Origin of the sequence: Phenylobacterium glaciei, from assembly GCF_016772415.1 — a bacterium.
In the GTDB taxonomy this organism is placed as follows: Bacteria; Pseudomonadota; Alphaproteobacteria; order Caulobacterales; family Caulobacteraceae; genus Phenylobacterium; species Phenylobacterium glaciei.
In genome coordinates this window covers 3813248-3821543 of sequence record NZ_JAGSGD010000001.1, presented here as the reverse complement: position 1 = coordinate 3821543, position 8296 = coordinate 3813248, and the positions used below count along the sequence as shown (strand labels likewise).

Annotated in this window: 10 protein-coding genes; 6 read left to right on the top strand and 4 right to left on the bottom strand. The window is 67.7% G+C overall.

The features are described 5' to 3' along the window. Positions 1-47: 47 nt before the first annotated feature. Complete coding sequence (locus JKL49_RS18775) at positions 48-836, bottom strand: phytanoyl-CoA dioxygenase family protein (protein WP_215342615.1); 789 nt, start codon at positions 834-836, stop codon at positions 48-50. Between the two features lie 55 nt (positions 837-891). On the opposite strand from JKL49_RS18775, the gene pseH reads away from it, so the two are divergent. The 3 genes from pseH (at position 892) to JKL49_RS21110 (ending at position 2933) form a co-directional block, all read left to right on the top strand. Continuing rightward, positions 892-1446, top strand: coding sequence for a UDP-4-amino-4,6-dideoxy-N-acetyl-beta-L-altrosamine N-acetyltransferase (gene pseH / locus JKL49_RS18770; protein ID WP_215342613.1), 555 nt, complete (start codon positions 892-894; stop codon positions 1444-1446). A gap of 315 nt (positions 1447-1761) precedes the next feature. Beyond that, positions 1762-2406 (top strand): hypothetical protein, encoded by a 645-nt coding sequence (locus JKL49_RS18765; RefSeq protein ID WP_215342611.1) that lies wholly within the window; start codon positions 1762-1764, stop codon positions 2404-2406. 59 nt (positions 2407-2465) lie between these two features. Then, the gene (locus JKL49_RS21110; protein ID WP_249778116.1) at positions 2466-2933 is read left to right on the top strand and encodes a hypothetical protein; all 468 of its coding nucleotides are present in this window, start codon (positions 2466-2468) and stop codon (positions 2931-2933) included. 7 nt (positions 2934-2940) lie between these two features. Here JKL49_RS21110 and JKL49_RS18760 read toward each other — a convergent pair whose 3' ends face one another. Beyond that, positions 2941-3636, bottom strand: a complete 696-nt coding sequence (locus JKL49_RS18760; RefSeq protein ID WP_249778115.1) for a cytidylyltransferase domain-containing protein — start codon at positions 3634-3636, stop codon at positions 2941-2943. Positions 3637-3801: 165 nt separating this feature from the next. Here JKL49_RS18760 and JKL49_RS18755 point away from each other — a divergent pair, with 165 nt between their 5' ends. Beyond that, positions 3802-5190 (top strand): AMP-binding protein, encoded by a 1389-nt coding sequence (locus tag JKL49_RS18755; protein ID WP_215342609.1) that lies wholly within the window; start codon positions 3802-3804, stop codon positions 5188-5190. Positions 5191-5304: 114 nt separating this feature from the next. Here the strand turns inward: JKL49_RS18755 and JKL49_RS18750 are convergent, their stop codons facing one another. Next, entirely contained in the window at positions 5305-5844 is a 540-nt protein-coding gene (locus JKL49_RS18750) for an HD domain-containing protein (protein ID WP_215342608.1), read from the bottom strand. A gap of 161 nt (positions 5845-6005) precedes the next feature. Continuing rightward, complete coding sequence (locus JKL49_RS18745) at positions 6006-6371, bottom strand: MmcQ/YjbR family DNA-binding protein (RefSeq protein WP_215342606.1); 366 nt, start codon at positions 6369-6371, stop codon at positions 6006-6008. Positions 6372-6508: 137 nt separating this feature from the next. Between JKL49_RS18745 and JKL49_RS18740 the strand changes: the two genes are divergently transcribed. Together JKL49_RS18740 and JKL49_RS18735 are read left to right on the top strand one after the other, a co-directional pair. Then, a complete protein-coding gene (locus tag JKL49_RS18740; RefSeq protein ID WP_215342604.1) occupies positions 6509-7861 on the top strand; it encodes a hypothetical protein in 1353 nt (450 codons plus the stop codon). Beyond that, on the top strand, positions 7846-8244 hold the full coding sequence (locus tag JKL49_RS18735; RefSeq protein WP_215342602.1) for a c-type cytochrome: 399 nt from the start codon (positions 7846-7848) through the stop codon (positions 8242-8244). The genes JKL49_RS18740 and JKL49_RS18735 overlap by 16 nt, the downstream gene beginning before the upstream one ends. Positions 8245-8296: the final 52 nt, after the last annotated feature.

The following is an 8296-nucleotide window of genomic DNA, read 5'->3' as shown; positions in this document are numbered from 1 at the left end:
GGGGGAGAGGGTAGGGTGAGGGGGCGTTTCCGCCACACGGCGGCCGGTTACCGATCCCAGATGGACTTGAACCCGCCCCCGCCGTTCAGCCGCTGGGTCGGGCTCTGCTTGTCGATGTGACCGATCAGGCCGCGATAGACGCCATAGCCCACCAGCTCCTGCAGCCGCGGTTCGAACCCCCGCACCCTCTCCGGCGGGATGCCAAGCTGCTGGTTCTCCTGCTGGCGCACGAAGCCCGCGCAATAGTTCATGGCGATGCCGGTGCGGCGCGTGTCGGTCTGGTTGGCCCCGCCGCCGTGCCACAGGGCCCCATCCCAGATCAGCACCGAGCCCTTGGGCATTTCCGCCGCGATGGTCTCATAGGCGCCGCCATACTCGGGGTTCGGCTTGCGGTGACTGCCGGGAACCAGCCGGGTCGCGCCATTGGCCTCGGTAAAGTCGGTCAGCGCCCACATGGAGTTGCAGACCAGAGGCGCGTGCGGCTTGGCCAGCGGGATCACCTGGTCGTCGGCGTGGATGGGCTGGGCGCGCTCGCCGGGATCGATGGCGATGGAGGAGAGCGAAGAGATCAGGCAGCCCTCGTCCAGCACGCCCTCGACGATGGGCAGGACGGCGGCGTGCACCGGCACCTGGGCGAACACCGGATCGTGGACCAGCAGGTTGTAGATCCGCACCGTCTTGTGACCCTCGAACCCGTTCATGGCTGGTTTGGCGTCCAGGTCGCGTTCCAGCCGCAGCAGGGTGTCGGCGAGCGCCGCGATCAGGTCGGGCGGGATGGCGTTCTCGACGATCGTGTAGCCGTCGCGCTTCACGCGCTCGATATGACCTGCAACCATGGTTTGCTCCCTCGGCGTTTTGCGCGATCTTAGCGCGCGACCCCCCGGAGACGCCATGACCGTCCGCCTGCGTGACCTGACCCCCGACGACAGCGAGCGCCTGCTGACCTGGCGCAACCTGCCGGAGGTGGCGCGCTGGATGTATTCCGACCACGAGATCACGCGCCCCGAGCACGACCGCTGGTTCGCCGGGATCGCCGGCGATCCGACCCGCAGATACTGGATCATCGAACTGGACGGCGAGCCCGTCGGCCTTGCCAACCTCGCCGACATCACACCCGCCCACCGCAAGGCCGCCTGGGCCTACTACCTCGCCAGCCCCGCGGTGCGCGGCAAGGGGGTCGGCGCCTTCGTCGAGGTCTTCATCCTCGACCACGTCTTCCGCGACCTGAAGCTCAACAAGCTCTGCTGCGAGGTGCTGCTGGAGAATGAGGCGGTGTGGAAGATGCACGAATCCTTCGGCTTCCAGCGCGAGGCCCTCTGGCGCGAGCACATCTGGAAGGGTGGGGCGCCCCACGAGGTGGTGGGCCTGGGCCTCCTGGCCGCCGACTGGGCGAAGGTCCGTGAGGCCAGCGTCGAGCGCCTGCGGGCGCGGGGGTTTGAGATCTAAGTTAGTGTCGCTCGAAAAACTTGTGATGGTCTGGTCAAGATTGTTCCCGATTTGTTCTTGACTGCCCGGATGATCCGTGAGATGTTTAAGGCGCGAAATCACTGCGCCTCGCCACCCGCCTAGGCGGACAGTGGCTGCAGCAAGACCTCGCTTTGTATTCTCGTCCTACGCGTCGTTAGAGGCAGAGCCTCCGCGTGCTCAGGGCACGAACGCGTGTGATCTCAATTCCCATTCACGGAGAAGAAGATGGCCTTAGCGCCACGCGGTCAATCGCGGACCGTGCCGGATCCTGCCGGCGATTTGTACGACCAAGAGATGGTCAAGCTGAAAGCCAAGAGAGAGGCCAAGGATCGTGGCTTTCGCTCGCCTCTGGATGTTGCTCAGGATGCGCTTCATGACTTCCAGAACGGTCCAGACATACCGCGCCCGAACTTGGCGGAGTCCTTCATTCCGGTCGTTGGACCTGCCTGGGAGGCTGTCGCCGACCTTCAGGACGGAAACTACGGCGGAGCGGCTTTCAACGGCTTGATGGCGGTCGGGGACGCCCTGCCGGTTGGCGTCGCTGTTAAGGGACTGAAAGCCGCCAGCAAGGGGATTACTGTCCTCAAGAAGGGATCCATCACCGCAGGTGCGGCAGCTAAGAAGATTCGCAGGGCTGGCCTAGCCAAGAAGGGCGAAGAGATTCACCACACCGTCCCGCTCAACGGGACAAGTCGGAGCGCTCAAGACTGGCGCAATCACTACGCTCTTCTGAAGACGCTACCTCTGGAGCAGCATCGACGGCTTACGGGCAGTTGGATGGGAAAACCAAGGTACGATCCCATCCGTCGGGTCTGGTACGGAACGACGGATTGGATGAAGGCCGTGCCGACGGGTGTCGCCGGATATGCAGCCGACGCCTGGGAAAACGTCAGCCGACCATTCGATACCGGCGATCAGCAACCTCCGCGGCGGCGTTAATCCTCCACTTGCGTCTCCGGCGAATTTCGTTCTCTATATGTTCGAATTTGGAGGCGCGGATGAAGACGGCAGAGGCCGGTTTTCGCTTTCCGGTCCTGGGCTTCACGCCGGAGCCTGAGATCTGGGCATTCCCGGATATGGACACCCTCACGTCCTGTGGGCCTCGCACGCTCAAGGATAACATGCAGCTTGGAATGGAGCTCGTCGATGCGGATGGGCGCCGCTGGATTGTCCGGTCTGTAACCCGAATTGGCCGAGCGGAGTCGTGGCTGGCGAGTGTGCTGTCATTGCTCCTGTACGCCAAGATGCAGTCGCGGATAGAGCATGAACTGGAGGCCGTTGAGCCGATGTCGCTCGACGAGGTGAAGGCTCGCGCCTACGCCTTGCTGGAAGCCTTTCCCGAGGACTACGGCCAGTACCACGAATCCGACAATATGCTCGCCCCGCTGCTCGCCGAGGTTCGGGCGGCCAAGGACATCGCGAGCCTCCCCGAGTTGCTGGGGCTGGATAGCTTCATGGCCTACTGACGAGGGATCAGACCGCTTTCGAACTGTTCCACGCCAATGCCGCGATCTCCGCCATGGCGAAGTCGGGGTTCGCCGCATAGAGCGCGCCGTAGACGTGGCGCACGAAGTCCAGGTCCTCTGGATGGTCCACGGTCCAGCGCAGGTGGGCCAGCGACGGGGCCTGGGAGATCGACTCGATCCGGAAGCGCCGGGGATTGCGGTAGAGGAACGGCGTCACGTGTTCGCGGTCGTAGGGGTCGGTGGCCTCGAAGAGCGCGGTGCGCAACGCCGCCGCCGTCATCACCTCAATGTCCAGGCCGTGGGGATAGGTGCGGACCTGCGGCGTGTTGCTGGCATAGTCGGCCTTGGCGGCCGCGCGGGCGTCAATCACCGCGTCCAGCACCCGCCAGTCCGTGAGCGGACAATCCGCCGTCATCCGCACCACGGTGGCCGCCTCCGGGAAGGCCTCCAGAGCCCGCCCGAACCGGCCCAGCACGTCGTCGAGATCGCCACGCACCACGGTGAGGTCCAGCCGCGCGGCATAGTCGGCCACCGCGTCGTCGCTGGCCTGGTCGCTGGTGGCCAGGACGAGCTCGTCCATCCGCCGCGAGCGCCGCAGCCGCTCCACCTGGCGGCCCAGCATCGGCATGCCGGCCACGTCGGCCAGCACCTTGCCCGGCAGCCGGCTCGACGACATCCGCGCCTGGATTATGCCTAGGATCATGACGTCCTCTAAAACCGTCATCCCGGCCAAGCGAAGCGCAGAGCCGGGACCCAGGAGCCGCAGCAATCCCCCCCGGATCGGCCTGGCGGCCGTCCGGGATGACGGGGAGCGGCCGCGTTCATCCTATCTTACCCAGCCCGCCCGCCGCGCGGTAGGCTCGCGCCCATGAACCTCTACGACCGCCTCATCACCGCCTCCGACCGCCCCTGCTTCCTGCTGGAGGACGGCGGCCAGATCACCTACGCGCAGCTGGCCGAGGGCGCGGGCCGCCTGGCCGCTCTGCTCATCTCCAAGGGCGTCGTCCCCGGCGACCGCGTGGCGGTGCAGACCGAGAAGACGCCGCAGGCGGTGATGCTCTACCTCGCCACGCTCAAGGCCGGCGCCGTCTTCCTGCCGCTCAACACCGCCTACACCGCCAGCGAGGTGGAGTACTTCCTCACCGACGCCGAGCCGCGGGTCTTCGTCCAGGACGCGGTGGCCCTTGCCGCCGAGGCCGCCGCCCACGCGCCGCTCGCCACCCCGGTCCCCCGAGCCGACGACGACCTGGCCTCCATCATCTACACCAGCGGCACCACCGGCCGCTCCAAGGGCGCCATGCTGACCCACGGGGCGCTCTATGCCAACGCCACCGCCCTGCACGAGGCCTGGGGCTTCACCCCCGCCGACGTCCTGCTGCACGCCCTGCCGATCTTCCACGTGCATGGCCTGTTCGTGGCCCTGCACTGCGCCTTCCTGTCGGGCGCGCCCATGGTCTGGCTGGCCAGGTACGAGGACGCCCTGGTGCTGGCGGGCCTGGCGCGGTCCACGGTGATGATGGGGGTGCCCACCTTCTACACCCGCCTGCTCTCCAACCCCGGCTTCACGAGAACCGCCGCCGCCCACATGCGCCTGTTCATCTGCGGCTCCGCGCCGCTGCTGGAGTCGACCTTCGCGGAGTTCGAACAACGCACCGGTCAGCGCATCCTGGAGCGCTACGGCATGAGCGAGGCGGTGATTATCACCACCAATCCGCTCGACGGCGAGCGCATCGCCGGCAGCGTCGGCTATCCCCTGCCGGGCGTGGACCTCCGCATTGGCGGGCCAGAGCCCACGGGCGTCATCGAGATCAAAGGCCCCAGCGTCTTCTCCGGCTACTGGCGCATGCCCGACAAGACCGCCGAGGACTTCACCGCCGACGGCTACTTCATGACCGGCGACGTCGGCCGCCAGGATGCGGACGGCCGCGTCTGGATCTCCGGCCGGGCCAAGGACCTGATCATCTGCGGCGGCTACAACGTCTATCCCAAGGAGATCGAGCTGATCCTCGACGAACTGGAGGGCGTCACCGAGAGCGCCGTCATCGGCCTGCCGCACCCCGACTTCGGTGAGGCGGTCGCCGCCGTGGTGATCGGCTCGGGCGACGAGGCGGCCATGATCGCCACGGCGCGGCAGAAGCTGGCGGCCTTCAAGGCGCCCAAGCGCATCTTCTTCGTCGACGAGCTGCCCCGCAACGCCATGGGCAAGGTGCAGAAGAACCTGCTGCGCCAGCAATATGCGGGGACGTTCTCCGCTTAAACACGTCATCCCGGCCAAGCGAAGCGTAGAGCCGGGACCTAGGGGCCGTGCGCACCGCCCCTGGGTCCCGGATCGCCTATCGGCGTCCGGGATGACGCGCGGGGAGGGGAACCCCTACCGCTTCGGTGACGAGAACACCTTCACCACCTGGTCCTCGAAGCTCTCCAGGCTGTCGACGTCGAAGCCGGGGTCGAAGGCCGGCGCGTCCCAGCGGTCCACCAGCTTCTCGGCCATCTCAAACCAGCTTTCGTTGCGGTAGCTCTCCCGCAGGTTCCCCGGCTTGCCCAGGAACTCGTAATAGTAGGCGCCCTGGAAATCCTGGTGCCAGTAGATGGCCTTGTAGATGTCGTCGCTGACATAGGGCTTGAGCATCTCGGCGGCGATCGGCCCGTGGTTGGGGATCGACAGCACCTTGCCGATGTCGTGGCACAGGGCGGCCACGACCTCCTCGTCGGTGGCCCCGTCGCGGCGCGCCAGGGTCCCGGCCATCAGGCTGTGGGTCAGCTGGTTGGCGGAGAACCCCAGCACCATCGGCTCCAGCCGGCGCAGGGTGTCCATGATCTGCATCGGCGCGGTGGTCTGCTGGTGCACACGGTGCTCCCCGCCGATCACCTTCCAGTGCTCCTGAGTCCCCTGGCGCATGTCGGTGAACATGGTGCTCTCCCTGAATTGTCTCGTTGGAGAGACCCTAAACCCTCACGTCATCCCGGCCAAGCGTAGCGCAGAGCCGGGACCCAGGGGCCATGCGCACCGCCCCTGGGTCCCGGGTCTCCCCTGCGGGTCGCCCGGGATGACGGGGAGGGGGATGAGCGGGTTTAGAGCTCCCGCACCAACCGCTTCGGTGCCGCCAGCCGCCAGCTCGTGGCCAGCCGCCCCGCCACATGCTCCCAGTCACAGTCCACCAGGCTCATCCCCACCCAGCCCGACGGCCACAGATAGGCCGGCTTACTGAACACCGCGGGATCGGCCTCGATCAGCATCTCAGCCACCTCGCGCCCGGACGTCTTCACGCAGACCACGGTCGTCCCGTCCCCGTGATGGTCGTGGCGGAAATAGGCGAACATCTTGCCGGCTGCGCGGAAGGCCGGAATGCCGTGGCTCACCACCTCGTCGGTTTCCGGCAGGGCCAGGGCCAGGTCGCGCAGGAGGACCAGGACGGCGTCGGGGTCGGGGCTCAACATGGCCCAGAGTGGCGGCCCAAACGCCCCGCCGTCAACAATCGCCCGGCCTCCCCATTTTTCTTTGAGGCGGTCGGGGTGGCCCGTCGTCAGGGGGAGAGCAGGCGGAAAACCGCCACCAATCGGGGGATGACAACGTGATGACCAGCCTTGGCCGCAACTGGCCCCCAGCCCTGCGCCTGCGCGCCCTGGTTCTCGCCGCCGCCCTGCTAGGAGGCCTCTGGGCCTCGCCGGCCGCCGCGGTCCCGGCCTTCGCCGCCCAGACCGGCCAGCCCTGCCAGGCCTGCCACGTCGGCGGCTTCGGCCCCCAGCTCACCCCCTTCGGCCGGTCGTTCAAGCTGCACGGCTACACCGCCCGGTCCGGCGGCTTCACCACCCCCTTCGCGGCCATGGCGGTGGCCTCCTATCTGCGCACGGCCAAGGCCCAGCCTGCGGCCGACGGCTACAAGGCCAACGACAACTTCGCCCTCGACCAGGTCAGCCTGTTCTTCGCTGGCGGCCTGGGCTCGCACCTCGGGGCCTTCGTCCAGACCACCTATGACGGCATCGCCAAGGCCTGGGCCTGGGACAATGTCGACCTGCGCGCCACCACCGACGTCCAGGTCCACGACGCCGACGTCCTGCTGGGCCTCAGCCTCAACAACTCCCCCACCAACCAGGACGTCTGGAACACCCTGCCGGCCTGGGGCTTCCCCTACACCGACTCCGGCCTGGCCCCGTCGCCCACCGCCGCGCCCCTGTTGTCGGGTGCGCTCGCCCAGACCAGCCTGGGCCTCACCGGCTACGCCTGGATCAACTCCACCTACTATGTCGAGGCCGGCGCCTATGGCTCCCCCAGCGCCAGGGACCTGACCCATCTGGGCGCCGATCCCTTCGCGCCGGGCGACATCCATGGTCTCGCCCCCTATGGCCGCATCGCGGTGCAGAAGAGCCTCGGCGGCGGCACGGTGCAGGCCGGCCTGTTCGGCATGCGCGCCGACATCTATCCCGAGCGCGACCGCAGCGCCGGCGCCACCGACCGCTACAGCGACCTGGGCCTCGACGCCTCCTACCAGCGCACCCTCGATAATAGCGATGTGTTCAGCCTCAACGGCCGGGTCCTGCGCGAGACCCAGACCCTCGCCACCAGCCAGGCGCTGGGCCTGTCCGACAACCGCCGCAACACGCTGACCGACCTGCGGGCCGACGCCTCCTACTACTGGCGCAACCGTTACGGGGTGACGCTGCAGGCCTTCGACACCTGGGGCTCGGCCGATCCCACCCTCTACACCGGCCGCACCGGCAAGCCCGACAGTTCGGGCCTCAGCCTGCAGCTGGACGGCACCCTGTTCGGCGGCGCCGACTCTCCCATGGGGCCGCGCTTCAACATGCGCGCCGGGGTCCAGTACACGATGTACGACCGCTTCGACGGGGCCCGCAGCAACTATGACGGGGCCGGCGGCAAGGCGTCCGACAACAACACCCTGAGGGTCTTCACATGGTTCGCCTACTGACGCCGCGCCGCCTGGCCGCCCTGGTCCTGGCCGCGCTGACCCTTGCTGCGGCGGGCGCCTCGCCGGCCCTGGCCGGGGACGCGCTGAAGGGCAAGCAGGTCTTCTCCCAGCAGTGCTCCACCTGCCATGCGGCGGCCAAGGGCGCGGCCCCGATCCTGGGCCCCACCCTGTGGGGCGTGGTGGGGCGGCCCACCGCCACCCTGCCGGGCTTTGCCTATTCGAAGGCCATGAAGGGGGCCGGCGGCGTCTGGGACGAGGCCCGCCTGCGCACCTACCTGCCGGGGCCGCAGAAGCTGATTCCGGGGATCCGCATGACCTATCCCGGCCTGAAGAACCCCGCCCAGCTGGACGATCTGATCGCCTATCTCAAGACCCTGAAATAAGGACCAGGGCGCCAGCCGGGTCAGGACTGAGCATGGTGGCCCGCCACAGGCC

Coding starts and splice junctions, on each gene's coding strand:
- JKL49_RS18775 (WP_215342615.1), bottom strand. CDS start 836: ATGGTTGCAGGTCATATCGAGCGCGTGAAGCGCGACGGCTACACGATC.
- pseH (WP_215342613.1), top strand. CDS start 892: ATGACCGTCCGCCTGCGTGACCTGACCCCCGACGACAGCGAGCGCCTG.
- JKL49_RS18765 (WP_215342611.1), top strand. CDS start 1,762: ATGGTCAAGCTGAAAGCCAAGAGAGAGGCCAAGGATCGTGGCTTTCGC.
- JKL49_RS21110 (WP_249778116.1), top strand. CDS start 2,466: ATGAAGACGGCAGAGGCCGGTTTTCGCTTTCCGGTCCTGGGCTTCACG.
- JKL49_RS18760 (WP_249778115.1), bottom strand. CDS start 3,636: ATGATCCTAGGCATAATCCAGGCGCGGATGTCGTCGAGCCGGCTGCCG.
- JKL49_RS18755 (WP_215342609.1), top strand. CDS start 3,802: ATGAACCTCTACGACCGCCTCATCACCGCCTCCGACCGCCCCTGCTTC.
- JKL49_RS18750 (WP_215342608.1), bottom strand. CDS start 5,844: ATGTTCACCGACATGCGCCAGGGGACTCAGGAGCACTGGAAGGTGATC.
- JKL49_RS18745 (WP_215342606.1), bottom strand. CDS start 6,371: ATGTTGAGCCCCGACCCCGACGCCGTCCTGGTCCTCCTGCGCGACCTG.
- JKL49_RS18740 (WP_215342604.1), top strand. CDS start 6,509: ATGACCAGCCTTGGCCGCAACTGGCCCCCAGCCCTGCGCCTGCGCGCC.
- JKL49_RS18735 (WP_215342602.1), top strand. CDS start 7,846: ATGGTTCGCCTACTGACGCCGCGCCGCCTGGCCGCCCTGGTCCTGGCC.